At 71.6% G+C, this 15792-nt stretch carries 18 protein-coding genes; 6 read left to right on the top strand and 12 right to left on the bottom strand.

Going from position 1 to position 15792, the window contains the following annotated elements:
* The first annotated feature begins 14 nt into the window (after nucleotides 1-14).
* A complete protein-coding gene (locus AB0M82_RS15725) occupies nucleotides 15-161 on the top strand; it encodes a hypothetical protein (protein ID WP_364721952.1) in 147 nt (48 codons plus the stop codon).
* A gap of 106 nt (nucleotides 162-267) precedes the next feature.
* Here the strand turns inward: AB0M82_RS15725 and AB0M82_RS15720 are convergent, their stop codons facing one another.
* The 9 genes from AB0M82_RS15720 to AB0M82_RS15680 form a co-directional block, all read right to left on the bottom strand.
* Nucleotides 268-684, bottom strand: coding sequence for an ATP-binding protein (locus tag AB0M82_RS15720; RefSeq protein WP_364721950.1), 417 nt, complete (start codon nucleotides 682-684; stop codon nucleotides 268-270).
* 11 nt (nucleotides 685-695) lie between these two features.
* Nucleotides 696-1052, bottom strand: coding sequence for an STAS domain-containing protein (locus AB0M82_RS15715; protein WP_364721948.1), 357 nt, complete (start codon nucleotides 1050-1052; stop codon nucleotides 696-698).
* 34 nt (nucleotides 1053-1086) lie between these two features.
* Nucleotides 1087-1527, bottom strand: a complete 441-nt coding sequence (locus tag AB0M82_RS15710) for a response regulator (protein WP_364721947.1) — start codon at nucleotides 1525-1527, stop codon at nucleotides 1087-1089.
* Nucleotides 1524-3044: an ATP-binding protein gene (locus tag AB0M82_RS15705; protein WP_364721945.1), complete on the bottom strand. Its 1521-nt coding sequence runs from the start codon at nucleotides 3042-3044 to the stop codon at nucleotides 1524-1526. Before AB0M82_RS15705 ends, AB0M82_RS15710 begins: the two co-directional genes overlap by 4 nt.
* Complete coding sequence (locus AB0M82_RS15700; RefSeq protein WP_364722037.1) at nucleotides 3041-4237, bottom strand: SpoIIE family protein phosphatase; 1197 nt, start codon at nucleotides 4235-4237, stop codon at nucleotides 3041-3043. The genes AB0M82_RS15705 and AB0M82_RS15700 overlap by 4 nt, the downstream gene beginning before the upstream one ends.
* A gap of 122 nt (nucleotides 4238-4359) precedes the next feature.
* Nucleotides 4360-4971: a hypothetical protein gene (locus AB0M82_RS15695; protein WP_364721943.1), complete on the bottom strand. Its 612-nt coding sequence runs from the start codon at nucleotides 4969-4971 to the stop codon at nucleotides 4360-4362.
* Nucleotides 4972-5122: 151 nt separating this feature from the next.
* The gene (locus AB0M82_RS15690) at nucleotides 5123-7732 is read right to left on the bottom strand and encodes a CHAT domain-containing protein (protein WP_364721941.1); all 2610 of its coding nucleotides are present in this window, start codon (nucleotides 7730-7732) and stop codon (nucleotides 5123-5125) included.
* Between the two features lie 92 nt (nucleotides 7733-7824).
* Nucleotides 7825-8010 carry a hypothetical protein gene (locus AB0M82_RS15685; RefSeq protein ID WP_364721940.1) on the bottom strand — a complete coding sequence of 62 codons (186 nt, stop codon included), beginning with the start codon at nucleotides 8008-8010 and terminating at the stop codon, nucleotides 7825-7827.
* 365 nt (nucleotides 8011-8375) lie between these two features.
* Nucleotides 8376-9515, bottom strand: a complete 1140-nt coding sequence (locus AB0M82_RS15680) for a serine hydrolase domain-containing protein (RefSeq protein ID WP_364721938.1) — start codon at nucleotides 9513-9515, stop codon at nucleotides 8376-8378.
* 173 nt (nucleotides 9516-9688) lie between these two features.
* On the opposite strand from AB0M82_RS15680, the gene AB0M82_RS15675 reads away from it, so the two are divergent.
* From AB0M82_RS15675 to AB0M82_RS15660, 4 genes are all read left to right on the top strand, one after another.
* Complete coding sequence (locus AB0M82_RS15675) at nucleotides 9689-10111, top strand: hypothetical protein (protein WP_364721936.1); 423 nt, start codon at nucleotides 9689-9691, stop codon at nucleotides 10109-10111.
* A gap of 29 nt (nucleotides 10112-10140) precedes the next feature.
* Nucleotides 10141-10503, top strand: coding sequence for a VOC family protein (locus AB0M82_RS15670; RefSeq protein ID WP_364721934.1), 363 nt, complete (start codon nucleotides 10141-10143; stop codon nucleotides 10501-10503).
* 147 nt (nucleotides 10504-10650) lie between these two features.
* Entirely contained in the window at nucleotides 10651-12255 is a 1605-nt protein-coding gene (locus tag AB0M82_RS15665; RefSeq protein WP_364721932.1) for a hypothetical protein, read from the top strand.
* Nucleotides 12256-12270: 15 nt separating this feature from the next.
* Entirely contained in the window at nucleotides 12271-12666 is a 396-nt protein-coding gene (locus AB0M82_RS15660) for an NUDIX hydrolase (protein ID WP_364721930.1), read from the top strand.
* Between the two features lie 225 nt (nucleotides 12667-12891).
* Here the strand turns inward: AB0M82_RS15660 and AB0M82_RS15655 are convergent, their stop codons facing one another.
* From AB0M82_RS15655 to AB0M82_RS15645, 3 genes are all read right to left on the bottom strand, one after another.
* Nucleotides 12892-13629, bottom strand: a complete 738-nt coding sequence (locus AB0M82_RS15655) for a dihydrofolate reductase family protein (RefSeq protein WP_364722035.1) — start codon at nucleotides 13627-13629, stop codon at nucleotides 12892-12894.
* A complete protein-coding gene (locus AB0M82_RS15650) occupies nucleotides 13626-14225 on the bottom strand; it encodes a dihydropteroate synthase (protein WP_364721928.1) in 600 nt (199 codons plus the stop codon). Before AB0M82_RS15650 ends, AB0M82_RS15655 begins: the two co-directional genes overlap by 4 nt.
* Before the next feature lie 129 nt (nucleotides 14226-14354).
* Nucleotides 14355-14654 carry a hypothetical protein gene (locus AB0M82_RS15645; RefSeq protein ID WP_364722033.1) on the bottom strand — a complete coding sequence of 100 codons (300 nt, stop codon included), beginning with the start codon at nucleotides 14652-14654 and terminating at the stop codon, nucleotides 14355-14357.
* A gap of 213 nt (nucleotides 14655-14867) precedes the next feature.
* Between AB0M82_RS15645 and AB0M82_RS15640 the strand changes: the two genes are divergently transcribed.
* On the top strand, nucleotides 14868-15776 hold the full coding sequence (locus tag AB0M82_RS15640) for a hypothetical protein (RefSeq protein WP_364721926.1): 909 nt from the start codon (nucleotides 14868-14870) through the stop codon (nucleotides 15774-15776).
* The last annotated feature ends 16 nt before the right edge of the window (nucleotides 15777-15792 follow it).

Below are 15792 nucleotides of genomic sequence, written 5' to 3'. Positions count from 1 at the left end.
CACTTTCAGTTCCCGTGACACGACGATCAAAGCCGCTACCGGCAACGATCCCGGCCAACCGGTCGAGCCGCGCGGACACGAACGGCATGTTCGACTTCTGGCGGCCGCAGGCGAAGCGAGTCGCCCTCGACCCCAAGACCGGAGCGGTGGTCCAGGGCTAGTGGGTCCCGAACGCCCCAATGTGGCGTTGGGTGCGTTGGACGCACCGAACGCCACATTGGGTGCGTTGGACGCAACCAACGCCACATTGGGGCGCTTCAGTCCGGGTCAGGGGCGGACCGGCTCCAGATCCCAAGCCAACGTCACCACGGTCCCCGTCTCCCCGGACGAGATGTCGGCCTGGTCGGCACTCGCCCGCAGCAGCAGCAAACCCCGGCCCCGCACGGAGACCGGCCGTGGATCGGGCACCGGTGTCCGCCACCGGCCGTGGTCCGTGATCACGACCTCGATCCGGCCCGGAGAAGCCGACGCGTCGAGGTCGACCACCCCCGGCCCTGAACTCCGGTAAGCGTGGTCGGCCACGTTCGCCAGCGCTTCGTAGCTCGCCAGCACGATGTCGCCGGTCCGGTCCTCGTCGACGCCGGCGGCCAGGACCCATGCCGTCAGGTCGTGGCGGAGCCGGCGGATGGCCTCCGGTGCCGCGGGCACGCCGTGACGGCGGAACGAGGCGGCGGATTCCTGCATCGGGGCCCGCCTCACTTGAGCGCTTCGTCGACCGTCGGGTGGATGCCGATCCACGTGTCCAGTCCGGTGGTCTTCAGCGGCCCCGACGTCACCGGGGAATCGCTCACCACCCGCAGCGAGCGCTCGGCCAGCCGGCGGTGGGCGAGCGCGAGCACCTGCAGGCCCGCCGAGCAGAAGAACGTCACGTCGCGCAGGTCGACCACCAGCGTCTCCGGCCCGTCGGCCAGCACCTCGCCGACGACGTCCTCGAACTCCGGCGCGCTGAGCAGGTCGATCTCCCCAGCCACGCGCAACACCGCGGCTCTGCCCCGCCAGTCCAGCGTCACCGCCAGCTCGGCGGCGGGAAGGTCCTTCGATGAAGGCGTCACGACCCCCTATCGTGCCCGACTCACCGCCAAACGGCTACCGGTGCGGAAGCTGCACCACCTTGACCCAGAAGTCGTCGATCTTCCGGACCACCTCGACGAACCTCTCGAAGTCGACCGGCTTGGTGACGTAGGCGTTGGCGTGCAGGTCGTAGCTGCGCAGGATGTCCTCGTCCGCTTCGGACGTCGTCAGCACGACCACGGGGATGCTGCGCAGCCGCGGGTCCTGCTTGATCTCGCCGAGCACCTCCCGGCCGTCCTTACGGGGCAGGTTGAGGTCGAGCAGGATCAGCCCCGGCCGCGGCGCCGCCCCGAAGCGCCCCTCGCGGTTCAGGAATTCGAGCGCCTCGACGCCGTCGCTCGCGACGTACAGTGCGTTGCGGATCTTGTGGTGCTCGAAAGCTTCCCGGGTCATCAGCACGTCGCCGGGGTCGTCCTCGACGAGCAGGATGTCGATCGGGGCGGGCGCCTGCGTCATACGTCCCCATTATCCTCGCGAGCCGGGAGGGTGAACCGGAACGTCGTGTCCGTCGCCTCGGTGTCGAGCCAGATCCGGCCGCCGTGGTGCTCGACGATCCGGCGGCACAGGGCAAGGCCGATGCCGGTGCCCGGGTACGCGTTGCGCGTGTGCAGCCGCTGGAACAACGCGAAGACGCGTTCGGCGTATTCGGCGTCGATGCCGATCCCGTTGTCCGACACCGAAAACACCCAGTCGTCACCGTCGCGCTCCGCGGTGACCCGCACCTCCGGCGGCGTCTCGCCCTTGAACTTCAGCGCGTTGCCGATCAGGTTCTGGAACACCGCCGTCATCAGCGCCGGCTCGACGCGCACCTCGGGCAGGTCGCCGCGGGTGACCTTGCCGCCGCTCAGCGAGAGCGCGACCTCCAGGTTCGCGAGCGCGTCGTCGACCAGCACACCCGCGTCGGCCACGACGTGCTCGCCCGGCCGCCGCCCGACCCGGGAGAACGCCAGGAGGTCGTTGATCAGGCCCTGCATCCGCTTCGCGCCGTCGACGGCGTACTCGATGTACTGCTCGCCGCGCTCGTCGAGCAGGCCCTGGTAGCGCCGCTGGAGCAGCTGGCAGAAGCTCGCCACCTTCCGCAGCGGCTCCTGAAGGTCGTGCGAAGCGACGTAGGCGAACTGCTCCAGGTCGGCGTTGGACCGTTCCAGCTCGCGCGTCCGCCGGTCCAGGAGCGCGTGCGCCTGTTCGAGCTCGGCGACCTCGTCGAGGATGCGCTGCCGCATCGCCTCGACGTCGGTGCCGAGCTGGGCGATCTCGCGCGGCCCGCTCCCCCGCACCGGGCGGTGGACGTCGTGGTCGGCGACCTCCCGGACCTGGCCGGCCAGGCGCAGGATCGGCCGGGTGATGACCTGCCGCAGGCCGAGGAACAGCACCACGAACAGCAGCACGACCAGCACGGCGACGGCCACCGCCATCGCGTTCAGGAAGCTCGCCGCCGTGTCCAGTTCGGCGCGGCCGGTGTCGCGGACCGCGGCGAGGTGGTCGAGCTGGGCGTCGAGCGCCGCCCGCACGGCGTCGAACAGCATCCGGCCGCGTTCGACCTCGGCCGGGGTGACCGGCGGCGCGCCGGGGGCGATGGTGGGCGCGGCCGCGGCCTGCCAGGTGGCGGCCGCCCGCAGCACGGCCTCGAGGTCGTCGCCGATCTGGGTGCCCGGCACCGCGCCGGCCTTCCGCAGCTGCGTGACCGCGTCGGCCTGCGAGCGGACACCGTCGGTGTAGGGCGCGAGGAACTCCGGCTGCCGGCCGAGCTGGTAGCCGCGGACGCCGCTTTCCTGGTTCAGCAGCGCGGTTTCCAGCTGGATGGCACCGAGCCGCTGGGGCCCGATCACGTCGAGCAGGCGGTTGCGGGCACCAGTGAGGTTGTTCAGCGTGATCCCCCCGCTGACCAGCACGGCGAGCAGCAGCACGGCCGCGGCGATCGCGATCACGGTCAGCCAGCGGCCGATCGACCAGCCGCGTGCGTCAGCGCTCATCGGGCCGTGCTCCTCGGGTCGTGGCTGAGCAGGGCGAGGGCGACGTCGTCGTCGAGCGGGCCGGAGTTGAGCCGTTCGGCGCGGGTGATCAGCTCGTCGAGCAGGGCCCGGCCGTCGGCGCCGGTCTCGTGCCGGATCTCGAGCATGAGAGCGGCCATCCGTTCGTGGCCCAGCCGCTCGGATCCGGCGCCGACGCGGCCTTCGAACACGCCGTCGGTGTACAGCAGCAGCGACCACCCCGGGTCCAGCGGAACGTCGAGGGCGTCCCACTTGGCGCCTTCGACGACGCCGAGCGGGACGCCGAGGCGTTCGCCGGAGAGCAGGTGCCCGTCGCCGGGGGTGAGCAGCAGCGGCGGGAGGTGCCCGGCCAGCGACAGGCGCAGGGATCTTCGGTCCGGCGCGACGACGACCATGCAGACGGTGGCGAACAGCGGCTCGATCCGCTCGTGCACCAGCACCCGCTCGACCATGGTCAGCACGTCGGACATCGGCAGGCCGGCCATCACGAGCGCGCGCCACGCGATCCGCAGCGCGACGCCGAGCGCGGCCTCGTCCGGGCCGTGGCCGCAGACGTCGCCGATCATCATCTGGACCGTGCCGTCGCCGAGCTCGATCGCGTCGTAGAAGTCGCCGCCCAGCAGGGAACCGTTGCGGCCGGGCCGGTACCGCGAGGCCAGGTCGAGGTGCGGGTCGCGCAGCAGCGGGCTGGGCAGCAGGCCGCGTTCGAGCCGCGCGTTCTCCCTGGCGAGCAGCTGCTGCTGCAGGAACTGCTGCTCGACCTGCTCGGCACGCTTGCGTTCGCGGGCGAAGCGCAGCGCCTTCACGAGCAGCGGCCCGTCCACCTGGTCCTTGACGAGGTAGTCCTGCGCGCCGGCGGCGACCGCGGCGACGCCGGTGGCCTGGTCGTGCTGCCCGGTCAGGACGACCACCGCGACGCCGGGGGCGTGCTGGCCGAGCTTGGTCAGCCCGCCGAGCCCGATGGCGTCGGGCAGCTGCAGGTCGAGCACGACGCAGTCGGCGGTGAGCGGACCGGCCAGCGCGGCGGCCAGCGTTACGACGCGTTCCAGCGTGACCGGCACGGCCGTGTCCGCCAGCATCTCCTCGACCAGCAACGCGTCGCCGTCGTCGTCTTCGATCAGCAGCACTCGCAAGCGGGTGCCAGGCTCCCACGTCGAGTCGTGCGCGGCGGTCACCGGTGTCTCCCGTTCGGCTGCCATGGCCAGACGATCACCCTAGCGGCACCGGTCGCGAAACCGGTCCCACCGGGGGTAGCGCGTTTCAGTACTTCGGCATGTCGGCGGCTGCGCACCGCCGATCAGCGGTTCCGGCCGCCGTGGCCGTGCTGCCACGAGCTGATCACCGAGCTCACGTACGCACGCCACTGGTCGTCCGGCTGTCCCGGCGTCGACGTCGGCGTGGGGGACGCGGGTTTGCGCCCCGCGGCGGCCGGCGCGCTCGTGGTCCGGACCGCGGAGTCCTGGACCTCGGCGGTGGCCGGGGGCGGGGCCGCCGAGGCGCTCATCGTCTCGACCTCGTCGCTCGAGGTCGGCGGCGGGGCCGGGGGCGGGGCCGGGGCCGGGGCGAGCGCCCCGGGCGGCGGGACGGCCGTTCCGCCGATCCGCTGCGGCTGGAACAGCACGACCGCGGCCAGCCCGAGCGCGACGACCGCGACCGCGGCGAAGACGTACGGGCGCGCGCGGCGGGACCGGTCCGCGGGCGGGGCTTCCCGCGGGCGGTCATCAGGTTCGGCGGCCGCCAGTTCGGCGTCGAGCACAGCCAAGAGGTCCGGAGCGGGCGCGGATTCGGCGGCCGCTTCCCTGGCGAGCTTCGCGTCGAGTTCGCCCCGGATCACCAGCGGCTTCGTCTGCGAAAGGTTCACCAGTTCGGCGACCGAGGGGAGCTCGCCCTCACCGCCCGTGCGTGCCATCGAAAGACCTCCACCCTGTCGGCGTCACCTGGAGGAACCGCGCCCGAGGCGCCACCCTACTGGGCGACTACCGGACCGGTTCAGCGCCACCGGGGCAGCACAGGGCGGGATTGCCTTCCCCCCGGAGCGAATTCTCGGATCCGGAGCCGTCCTAACCGGCGCCGAGGCAGACGAACGGGCGGCGGAACGGGTCGACGGCGATCGCGTCGGCCAGCGCCAGCGCCGGCCTGTCCCGGACGGCCAGCGCGCGGTAGTAGTCGTCCATCGCGGCCGCCGATGCCAGGTCGCCGACGCGGGACAGCGGCGCGATCACCGTCCGCGAGCCGCTGGCCAGCAGCGCGCTGGCGAACCCGAGTGCCTCGTCGCCCGGCCGGATCCGGTTCAGCGCCAGCTCGCACGCGGCGAAGACGACCTGCCGCGGCGGCTGCCGCAGCCCGGCCATCTCGTGGCCGAACAGGGCGCCGTCGGCCAGCTCGAGCCGGGAGAAGAGCGCGTTTTCCGGCTCGTGCGCGCCGTGCGCGGCGAAGTGCGCGAGCTTCGCGCCGTCCATCGCGCGCAGCACGGACTTCACCGTGGCCTTGGCGCCGGTCATCGTCGTCGCGGTGCGGTAGTGCGTGGTCAGCTTCTCCAGCTCGCCGCGGGCGCCGGCCAGCCCCGGCCCGCGGACGAGCAGGATCTTGCGGGCGCGCGACGACTTCGTCAGCTCGGCGGCGAGCCACGCGGTCGCCGACGGCGCGACGACGGTGGGGCGCCCCCGCAGGCCCGGCAGCACGCCCCACGGCACGGCGTAGAGCGGCCCGGTGGGGACGATGATCAGCTCCCGGTCGCCGAACACCTCGGCCAGCGGGCGGATCAGCTGCGCGTCGAGCTTGTCGGCCTGCTTGCGCGCGGACGCCATGACGACCTCGGCCAGCCGCTCCGGCAGGTTGTCCGGCGCGAGCGCGTCGAGGTCGACGTTCAGCACTCGCGCCGACTCGGCGGCGGATTCGGCCGACCCGAGCCGCACGAGCCGGCACTCGCCCCCGGCGACGACGACGGCGACGAGCTCGTCGCCGGAAGCGGCGAAGCTGACCAGGGCGCGTTCGCCGAGCCGCGCGACGACCTCACCGAGCCCGGCCAGCGGCCGCGGCCGGCCCCACCGTCCGGTGTGCCAGCCGAGGCGCTGGGCTTCCCGCAGCCGTTCGTTGTACTTGGCGCGCAGGCCGGCGATCGGGTGCCCGTCGTGCTGGGCCTCCTGGATGGCCTGGCCAAGCCCCCGCACCTCGGCGACGCGCGCGGCGAGCTCGGGATCGGTCCCGGCGGACAGCGGTTCGTAGCGGTAGGTCTGGGCGCGCGTCCGCTCCAGCCAGACGAACAGGCGCCGCGCGTCGCTGCGGTCCAGCACGAGCTTCACGGCGAGGTCGGCGAGCTCCTGGCCGTGGAGCGCGGTCCCGGAAACAAGGTCGAGACCACCCATCCGGTCCCGCACGGCATCCAGTTCGGAGAGCCCGGACCGGATCTCGGTGAGCGCCTTGACCCGGTTCCCCCGAGCGACGGCGAGCTCGGCCCGGCAGAGACGGCGAAGCATCCGGTAGTCGATGGGGGTCAGCTGCCCGGGGCGGGGGACCTTGCGGAGGGTTTCGACGGCGCGCTTGAGGTTCCCGCGCCGGATATCGAGCCGGACGGCGAGCATCCGGGCGATGGCGGCCTGCTCGGCCAACTGGGGAGCCGGCATCTTGGCGGCGAGCCGGAGCGCCCGTGTCGGCAGAGCGCCGGGAACGTCGCCCGAGCACAGGGCGTCACGGGTATCGGCCTGCAAACCGGCCAAGGTGGCGTTGGCGACGCACGTCTGGCAGCCGACCCGCAGCATCTTGCGGCGCGCGGAGTCTGCCATCTGCCGCGCGAGTTCGACCTCGTCGGTCATCAATGCCGCCGAGGCGCGGTACAGCTCCGCTCGCGCCACCTCACGGGTGATGCTCTGTTCGGCGACCAGCTTCGGCAGTACCTCGTCGAGGTGAGCGCCGGCTTCTTCGGCGAGCCCGGCCGCCAGCAACGCTTCCGCCTGTTCGAACCGCAGTCCCTGCGGAACCTCCAAGTCCAACGCACGGTAGCTCCGCTCGGCCACCTCGTACAGCCGGAGAGCTTCGGGAACATCGCCGGTCCGCAGCGCGAGCATGCCCATGGTGCGCCGCATGTCGGCGGCTACCCTGCGCAGTTCGTACTTCTCGGCGAGCTCGAGCGAACGATTGAGGTCTTCCTGAGCACCGCGCACGTTGCCGAGGCGGATCTGCACCCACGCGCGCGACGACAGGGTCTGCACGAACGCGCCCATCCTCGTCTCGGCAGCCGGGCCGTTCGCCAGCCGGTACTCCTGGTGCTCGACGGAGATGTCGAACGAGGTCAGGCTTTCCTCGTTCCGCCCGACACTCATCAACCGGGCAGCGTAGTTGTGGTTGAGCGCCCCGTTGAGTTCGGCTTGGAGGACGAGGTCCGGTACCGCGCTGATGAGCAGCCGGACATCGTCGAGCCCCGCCAAGCCCGCGGCGAGGTCACCACTGATCTCCGAGGACAGTGCCGCCATGAGGCTGGCCAGCCGGATCCGGGTGACCAGCCAGTCGGTGCGGTATTGCGCGGCCACCGGATGGATCGAGTCCAGCATCGTCATACCGCGCCGCAGCAGCCGGACTCCCTCCCGGTAGTGCTTCAGGCACGATCCTTCAGCGGCTTGTCGCTGAAGGGCACGGACCGTCTCGATGACTTCGGTCGGGTCCAGGTTCGTCACAGGCACACTCCTATGACATCACAGCAAGTCGCAGAAAGAAGCCCGCCTGCCAGGCGAAGATCGGCAGGCGGGCGATCACGAATCGGTGAAGGTCAGGGCTTGACCACCTGGTAGCACGGGTTCCCGCAGTCCGGCGTCATGATCGGGCCGCCCTTCGGGATTTCGTGGTCGATGTGCACCCAGCCGTGCTCGTCGGGCTCCGGGTGCGGGACCACCGGGCCGGCCTTCTCGATCGGCTCCGGAGTCTCTTCCGGCTTGGTTTCCGTGGGCGTCGACATGGTCGATCTCCTCTCCCCTGGGGATCTGCATGGGGACGCTGACCGTGACAGTGAGTCCCCCTCGCGAGGCCCTCTCCCCGCGAACGGCCCAATAGTTCCACAACGGAGCAATGATCGGGAGGTTTTAGCTACTGAAAGTCAGTCCAACCTGCGTGAACAGGCCGAATCTGCCGCCGGAAACGTCCTAACGGGTGAACTCTGTAACGACGTCTCCTGCGGACGTGCATGCCACCATCTGTCCGAACGGCCGCCAGACCGTCCGGGGTCACGTGTTACCCCGCGTACCGACCGTGACCTTTTCGGCACGGCGGCGCTCCCGGCCGGGCGGTTCGGACCACCCGGCCAGGAGCGTCCTTTGTGGACGGCTAGGCCGTTGCCGCCGTGTGGAGCGCGCGGACCAGCCGGACGTTCTCCGGTGCCGCTCCGCCCGGGAAGGCGAACCGGCGGCGGTTGTAGCCGTACGCGAGGCCGCTGCGCGGGTCGGCGAATGCCTGCGACCCGGCCGCTCCGCTGTGCCCGAACGCGCCTTGGCCCAGCACGGGGTAGTCGTCCGACACGATCGCGAAACCGAGGCCGAACGCATTGCGCAGGCGCGTGGCGAGGTCGTCGCCGATCGAGTGGATCTGCGCGAACTCCGCCGCGGTCTCCGGGCGCAGCAGCGGCTCGGGGCCGCTGATCGCCGCCGCGTACATCCCGGCCAGCCCGCGCGCCGACGCGACGCCGCCGACCGAAGCCGGGCTCAGCTGCCGGACCAGCCTGAGATTCGGCAGCTCCCAGAGCTCGGGGGCCTTCGGGTGGTTGCGGTCGAAGGCGATCCCGGTGAGGCTGGCCGGCCCGGTCGCGTTCGCCTCCAGCTGGGCCTGCTGCTCCGGCGTCGGCAGCATCGGCTGCGTGGTCAGGAACCGCGGCTCCAGCTCCTCCGGCAACCCCAGGTAGAAGTCCAGGTCGAACGGCTTCCGGACGCGCTCCTCGTAGTGCTCCTGGATGCTCCGGCCGGTCACGCGGCGGACGACCTCGCCGGTCAGGGCGCCGATCACCAGCGCGTGGTAGCCGAACGCGGTGCCGGGCCGCCAGTACGGCCGCTGCGGGGCGAGCCGCTCGGCGATGACGCGGTCGTCGGCGAGCTCTTCGGCCGTGAACCCGTCGTCGGCGCCGACGAGACCGGCGCGGTGCGCGAGCAGGTCCCGCAGGGTCAGCCGGTCCTTGCCCGCCGCGCCGAACTCCGGCCAGTAGTGGCTGACCCGTTGGTCGAGGTCGAGCACGCCGTCCTGGACGAGCAGCGCGACCACCAGGTGCGCCGCCCCCTTGGTCGAGGAGAAGACACCGGTCAGCGAGTCGCCGGTGATTTCGGGGCCGGTCCACAGGTCGACGACGCGTTCACCGTCGACGTGCGCGACGAGCTGGGCGGCGTAGTCACCGCCTTCGCCGGCCGCGACGGCGGCGAACTCCGCACGGACGGATTCGAACCCGTCGGCGACGGTCCCCTGGATGTGCTCGGACGACATGGCGGCTCCCTCAGTGATTTCTACGCCTGCGCGAGGAGTCAACCCGTGCGGCGGCGCGATATTCCACGTACTGAATTCCACCTACTGAGCCGATCGTTTGCGTGCCGCGCGGGGGTCGGCCTGCTTTTGGCCGGGTTAGTAACGCCAAGGCGTCCGGGCCTGATGTTCCCAGTATGGGGGCAGCCGAGCTCGACTCCGAGAGTGCGGAAACCACGCGGCCCGCTCGTGGCCTGGCGATCGCGTCGCTCGCGATCGGCGCGGCCGGCCTCACACTCGCGGTCGCGACCTGGGCGGCGTGGCTGATCGTCCGGCCGCAGGTCGTGTCGGCGTGGGCGCACTCCTGGGTCGCGCAGGCGTTCGTGCTCGTCCTCGGCGCGCTGTGGTTCGCGTTGCTGCCGATCAGCGTGCTGGCCCTGGTCTTCGGCCTTTGCGCCGGAGCGCGCACCCGGCCCGGTCAGGGCCGGATCGGCGCCACGCTCGCCGTCGTCACCGTGTTGCTCGCGCTGTCGGGTGCCGCGGTGTTCGCGACGACGTCGTGGCGGCACGTCGGCCCGCCGGTCGGTTACTTCGACACCGGGACCGTCCCACCCCGGTAGAGATCCCGCCGAGCGGGTACCACCGGTTCATGAAGTTGACCTCCACCGTGCTCGGCACGCCGGAACCCCGTGCGCTCGCCGAGTTCTACTCGAAGCTGCTCGGCTGGCCGATCCGCACCGACGAACCGGAGTGGGTGACGCTGCGCCCGGACGACGGCAGCGCCGGGTTGTCGTTCCAGCTGGAAACCGGGCACGTCCCGCCGGCGTGGCCGCCAGTCGAGGGTGCTCAGCAGATGCAGCTGCACCTCGACATCGAGGTCGACGACCTGGCGGCGGCGACGGCGGTCGCGACCGCCGCCGGCGCCACGCTCGCGGACTTCCAGCCGCAGGACGACGTCCGCGTGTGCTTCGACCCGGCCGGGCACCCGTTCTGCTTGTGGACGAGCGCGTGAGGTGACGGCCCGCGTTCGAACGGTCACAGGATCCGCTATGTTCGGCTGCGGTCCTGTTCCCGGCGAACGGAGTTGAGTCCTGTGGGGGCGCACCGGATCTGGCACCACGGACTGGTCCCCACCGAGGGGAAACGCCCTCTGGATGCGTTGCGCAGCAGGCTGATCACGCGCCAGCGGCAGCACGACGACTACACGGTCACGGATCTCGGCTCGTCCGACGACGGCGGGTCGCGCCGGTGCGATCTGAAGTTCGCGTGGGCGGGCGGCAGGGGCCGCTACTCCGTTCAGGTATTGCTTTCGCTGTGCTACCACGCCGGCGAGGACCGGGTGGCGTGGTTGCTGACCGCGGCGTGCACGCGGCCGTGGCGCAGCTGCCACGAAGCGCCGGCGCAGCGGATCGGGCTGGAGGAGCTCGGCGCGAGCGGCAGCGACGAAATCCCGATCGAAACGCCGGTGCTGGCGATGCGCGGCTGGTCCCGCAAGGAATGCGACCGCGTCGCCGACCTGCTGGGCGAGGCACTGGTGGCGCCGTGGCGGACGTCGGCGGTGCTGGTGCTCACCGAGCCGCCGACGGTGCCGGTGGAGGGCTGGCCGGGCCTGGTCAACGTCTTCGACGTCGACGACCGCTTTCGCCGCACCCTCAACCGGCATCTGCCCCTCGGATGCGCGATGCCCCAGGGCGCGCGGCTGTACGTGCCGCCCTGCGACCAGCTCCCGGACTTCGTCGAAACCGGCAGCCCGGTGTCCGGCGAAGCACTCGAAGGCGCGATCACGCGGCTCATCCAGACGCGCGGCCGGACGCCGTTGCCCGAAGAGTGGGCGGAGGTGCCCAGCGTGCGAACCTGGTACGAGACGGATCCGTTCGCCTCGCCGAAGCGGGAGCCCGACGCCGAACTGGCCGAGAAACTCGGCCGCGCCCAACGCGAACTGGCCGAAGCGCGGGGCGTGATCACGATCCTGCGGAAGAAGTCGAAAGCCCACGCCGAGGAGCGGGATCGCCACGCCGGCGAAGTGAAGGTGCTCCGCCGGCGGCTCGAGGACGTGTCCGCGACCGACGTCGTGTACCTGCGGAAGCAGCTCGCGCACCTGCAGGAGGAGGTGGACGACTACGCGCGCGCCTTCGAGGAGACGGAGGCCGAGCGCGACGAGCTCAGGCGGGTCAACGGGCTGCTGGCGGGCAGGCTCGCCCGCCACCACGGCGCGGACGACGAAATCGCCGACGCCGAGCGCCCGCCGGAGGAGTTCCCCAGCTTCGCCGAGCTGATCGGCGCCGCGACGGCGTCGCTCAAGCACCTCGCGATCACGGCCGAACCGGGGCCGGCCGCGATCCTCGACCACCACCCGAAAGCCGCCGCTTGGCGCCGGAAGGCGTGGGACGCGCTCCGCACCCTGGACGCGTACGCCGACGCGCGGACGTCCTTGCTCGGCGCGGGCCAGGACCCGGGGCCCGAACTGTCGGACGTGCTCGCGTTCGCCCGCACCGGCCAGCCGGGTTCGCTGATCAGCGCCAACATCATCGCCCTGGCCGAGTCGGACACGGTGACCACGAACGAACGGCTCCGCCAGGCCCGCACGTTTCGCGTCGACCCCCGGACGAACCCGGCGGGCCGCGACTACTTCGGCGCCCACATCGCCTTGGAGCGCTTCAAGTCGCCGGCGCCGCGCCTGCACTTCCTCGACGACACGGACCGCACGGGCACGGTGTACGTCGGGTACCTGGGCGCCCACCTGCCGACGTCGAAGACCAACTGAGCGAGAATCGCGCGCATGACGGAAATCGCGCACAAGCACCTGGCCTACTGCTGGATCGCCCGTGGCGACCGGGTGCTGTTCCTCCGCCGCGCGCCCGGGGTGTTCCTCGCCGGCCGGTGGGAACTGCCCGGCGGGACGGTCGAGCCGGGCGAACCGTTCGAGGCCACGGCAGTCCGTGAAGTGGCCGAAGAGACCGGTTTGACGGTCCGCGTCACGGAAGAGGTGTCCCGCGACTCGTGGCCGGACGTCGCGGGGCGGGCGCTGCGGATCCACGCTTTCGTTTACCAGGCCTCGGAAGACGGCCTCGGCGAGGTCGTGCTCAACCCCGCCGAGCACGACGACTTCGCCTGGCTGACGGTGGCCGAGGCTCGGAAACTGGAGCTGCCGCAGCATTTCCGGCGGTTGCTCTGATCGGGGGTGCGGAGCCGGTCTTCGGTGACCGGCCAGGGAAAGAGTCGAAGTAGTCACACCACGAACGCTACCGAACACACGTGCGAAGATCATCGCTGAATCGGGTGAAACCCCGCGGGACTCGGTGATGCGCGATTTCCGTTGCGGGGCAAGGGAAACGGCGGCGGACCGGCCGGAGCAGCCCTCGATTTCCACGCTACCGGAAGCCACCGACAAGAACCGGATCTACCGCCGGCTCAGATACCTCAGCAACACACTGGCCCCGTCCGTAAGCACCGAAGCCAGCTCCAGCTCGGCCGGATCGACCGCCCCGCCCACCGCCGCCCGGGTCGCGGTTCCCGCGACCAGGAACGGCGCCACCGTGAGGCGGAACTCGTCGATCACCCCGGCCTCGATCAACGAGCCGAACAACCGTGGCCCGCCTTCACAATCGATGCGGCCCAGCCCCTCGGCCACCAGCGTCGCGACCACCAGCTCGGCCGACACCTCTTGCTCGCCGACGACGAAGACCCGAGCGCCGTTCGCCGCCCACGCGTCGCGCAACGACAAGGGGGCCACCGCGCACGTGAAGACGATCGTCGGGACCGCCGCCTTCGTGATCACCGGGGCGTCCGGGGGCAGCGAACGCCCCGTCGTCACCACCGCGACCGGGGCGATCGGGGCCAGCCCGAACCGGCGCCGCCGGTCGGCCGTGCGCTCGTCGGGGCGGAGGCCCTCGAAACCCTCCGCCATCGCCGTGCCCGCGCCGACCAGGACGACGTCGGCCAGGTCGTTGCCGAGGCGGTAGACGATCCGGTCGGCCGGGGTCGACAAGGCCGCCGACCGGCCCTCGACCGTGATCGCGCCGTCCGTGCTGGACACGAAGTTCACCGCGAGCCACCGGGGGTCCGCCGGGTAGCTGTAGAGCTGCTCGAGGTCGTGGTCGTCGAGGCCGCGCTCGACCGGCCAGATCTGCCGGATCACTCCCATCGGACCGCCTTCGCCGGCGGGCGGACGCCCGCGATGCTCGCGGCCATCTCCGCCACGTGCCGCGTCTCGCGCACGTGCGTGGTCCGGATGATCGCCGCCCCGGCCGACGCCGCGAGCGCCGCCAGCGCGAGACCGGCGGGCGTCCCGTCTCCGGCCACCTCGACCAGCACCGGCACGTCCTCCGGCAGCGACGGCGCCGTCCGCAGCACCCCCGCGTCCAGGACGACGCCGTCGACCGGCAAGCCGGCCGCGCCGGGCACCGAAGGGCCGGCGTAACCGGCACCGAACCGCGCCGCGACCTCGGCGAGGTCCGCCCGGGCGAGGATCAGGTCGGCCCCCGCTTCGCAACCGGCCGCGGCCACCGCGGGATCCGCGGTGTCCACTCCGACGACGAGGCCGGGAAAAGTTTCGCGCGTCCACGCGACCAGGGGTTCGACGCCGGTTCCGGCGAAACTCACGAGGTCGGCGCCGTCGGCGGCGGCGGCCCGGACGACGTCCCGAGCCGACGGGAGCGCCGGGACCGCGGCCAGCACCAGCGCGCGGTCACTGCTCAACCGGCGGCCCCGGAAAACGAGGTCGGGGGTCTTCATCGCACTCTCCCTGCTGGACATCCGTGCGTCGCGATCATAGGCGAGCGCGGCGCGGACCAGCGGATGAGCGTTCTTCGCCGGCAGGTGGCGGGGCAACGTCGCCGGGCCACCCGGCCGTGGACGGACTCCTCAGGAGGCGATGGCCTCGTTGATCGCCAGCAGTTCCTGCGCGGTGCGCGTGGCGGTGAACTCGATGACGTCGTAGCGGGCGAGCCGCCGGACCACGAACGGATCGCTGGCGAGCACGGCGTCGAGCTTGCCGCGCAGCACCGAGCGGGTCAGGATCACCTGGTTCGCCGCGCCGGCGCACTTTCCGGAAACGAGAAAGATGCCCTTCGTGAATTGTTTGCGCACCCAGTCCGAATGGTCCGGTAGCGCGTAGTCGACTTCTGTTTCGGGCGCTGTGTAGGTCAGCAATGCTATGTACATGGCTCGATGGTAGGACTTCGAAGGCCGCACCGCATCCTCCTGGCGAGTGTCGCCGGGCACCATTTTCGGCAATATCCGAGTCAAGGATTTTGGCGAATTCTTTACGCCCCGCTTTCTCGACTTCTCCGTGATTGCCGTACGTACGTCGGCGTACGCCGCGGTGTCGACGCCGGGCCGACGCGGTGAGCGCCGTCCGCGGGCGAGACTCGGGGCATGAACGCACTGACCTGGATCTGGCAGGACGGCAGGCGAGCCGAGCGCGTCGCCTACGCCGTCGGCGCGGCACTGTTCCTCAGCGGCGCCGGGCACGCGATCGTGCTCATCGCCACCGGCGGTTCGTGGCTGGGACCGCTGTCGATGCGCAAGGCCGTCACTTTCGGCCTGTCGTTCGGGCTGACGCTGGCGTCGGTCGCCTGGGCGACATCGTTCCTCACCCTCCGCCTCCGGTGGCGCACCGTCCTGCTCGGCGCGTTCACCGCGGCGAGCGTCGTCGAGGTCGTGCTGGTCAGCATGCAGGCCTGGCGCGGAGTGCCGTCGCACTTCAACTTCGAGACGGCGTTCGACAACGTGGTCTCGATGACGCTCGCCGCGGGTGGCGGCGTGATCATCCTGACCGTCGTCGGCTTCACGGCCGCCGCGCTCGTGGAGCCCGGCCCGGACGCGCCGAGCCTGCGCCTGGCCGTGCGGGCGGGCCTGGTCGTGCTGCTGATCGCGCTGGCGACCGGCGCGGTGATGATCGGCCGCGGCGTGGTGGCGGCCCGCGGCGGCGACCCACAGCTGGCCTACACGACCGCGGGCGCGCTCAAGCCGCTGCACGCGGTGGCGATGCACGCGATCCTCGTGCTGCCCGCGCTGGCCTGGGTGCTACGTCTCACGCGGTGGCCCGAAGCGCACCGGACGCTGGTCGTGAAGATCGCGGTCGCCGCCGACGCCGTGCTGACCGCCGTGATCGGCATCGAGTCGTTCACGGACGTCTCGCCGTTCGCCGCCCCGGCACCGGTGCTGGCGGTGTCCGCGCTGGCAGCGGCGGTGCTGGCCGGAACCGGGCTCTACGCGGTGTCCGGCATTGAACCCGCCATCCGATTCGTACGTATCCCGAGTGGGAAGGCAAGGGGCCGGTAAAACGGCGGACGGAGAC

Origin of the sequence: Amycolatopsis sp. NPDC051128 (genome assembly GCF_040682715.1) — a bacterium.
Classification (GTDB): Bacteria; Actinomycetota; Actinomycetes; order Mycobacteriales; family Pseudonocardiaceae; genus Amycolatopsis.
The sequence above is the reverse complement of the archived record's forward strand: the minus strand, read 5'-3'. Positions and strand labels throughout refer to the sequence as shown.

Excerpts from the sequence above, each read along its gene's own strand:
- AB0M82_RS15705 (WP_364721945.1), bottom strand. The coding sequence starts at position 3,044 with ATGAGCGCTGACGCACGCGGCTGGTCGATCGGCCGCTGGCTGACCGTG.
- AB0M82_RS15645 (WP_364722033.1), bottom strand. The coding sequence starts at position 14,654 with ATGTACATAGCATTGCTGACCTACACAGCGCCCGAAACAGAAGTCGAC.
- AB0M82_RS15670 (WP_364721934.1), top strand. The coding sequence starts at position 10,141 with ATGAAGTTGACCTCCACCGTGCTCGGCACGCCGGAACCCCGTGCGCTC.
- AB0M82_RS15660 (WP_364721930.1), top strand. The coding sequence starts at position 12,271 with ATGACGGAAATCGCGCACAAGCACCTGGCCTACTGCTGGATCGCCCGT.
- AB0M82_RS15675 (WP_364721936.1), top strand. The coding sequence starts at position 9,689 with ATGGGGGCAGCCGAGCTCGACTCCGAGAGTGCGGAAACCACGCGGCCC.
- AB0M82_RS15720 (WP_364721950.1), bottom strand. The coding sequence starts at position 684 with ATGCAGGAATCCGCCGCCTCGTTCCGCCGTCACGGCGTGCCCGCGGCA.
- AB0M82_RS15650 (WP_364721928.1), bottom strand. The coding sequence starts at position 14,225 with ATGAAGACCCCCGACCTCGTTTTCCGGGGCCGCCGGTTGAGCAGTGAC.
- AB0M82_RS15695 (WP_364721943.1), bottom strand. The coding sequence starts at position 4,971 with ATGGCACGCACGGGCGGTGAGGGCGAGCTCCCCTCGGTCGCCGAACTG.
- AB0M82_RS15685 (WP_364721940.1), bottom strand. The coding sequence starts at position 8,010 with ATGTCGACGCCCACGGAAACCAAGCCGGAAGAGACTCCGGAGCCGATC.
- AB0M82_RS15640 (WP_364721926.1), top strand. The coding sequence starts at position 14,868 with ATGAACGCACTGACCTGGATCTGGCAGGACGGCAGGCGAGCCGAGCGC.
- AB0M82_RS15710 (WP_364721947.1), bottom strand. The coding sequence starts at position 1,527 with ATGACGCAGGCGCCCGCCCCGATCGACATCCTGCTCGTCGAGGACGAC.
- AB0M82_RS15680 (WP_364721938.1), bottom strand. The coding sequence starts at position 9,515 with ATGTCGTCCGAGCACATCCAGGGGACCGTCGCCGACGGGTTCGAATCC.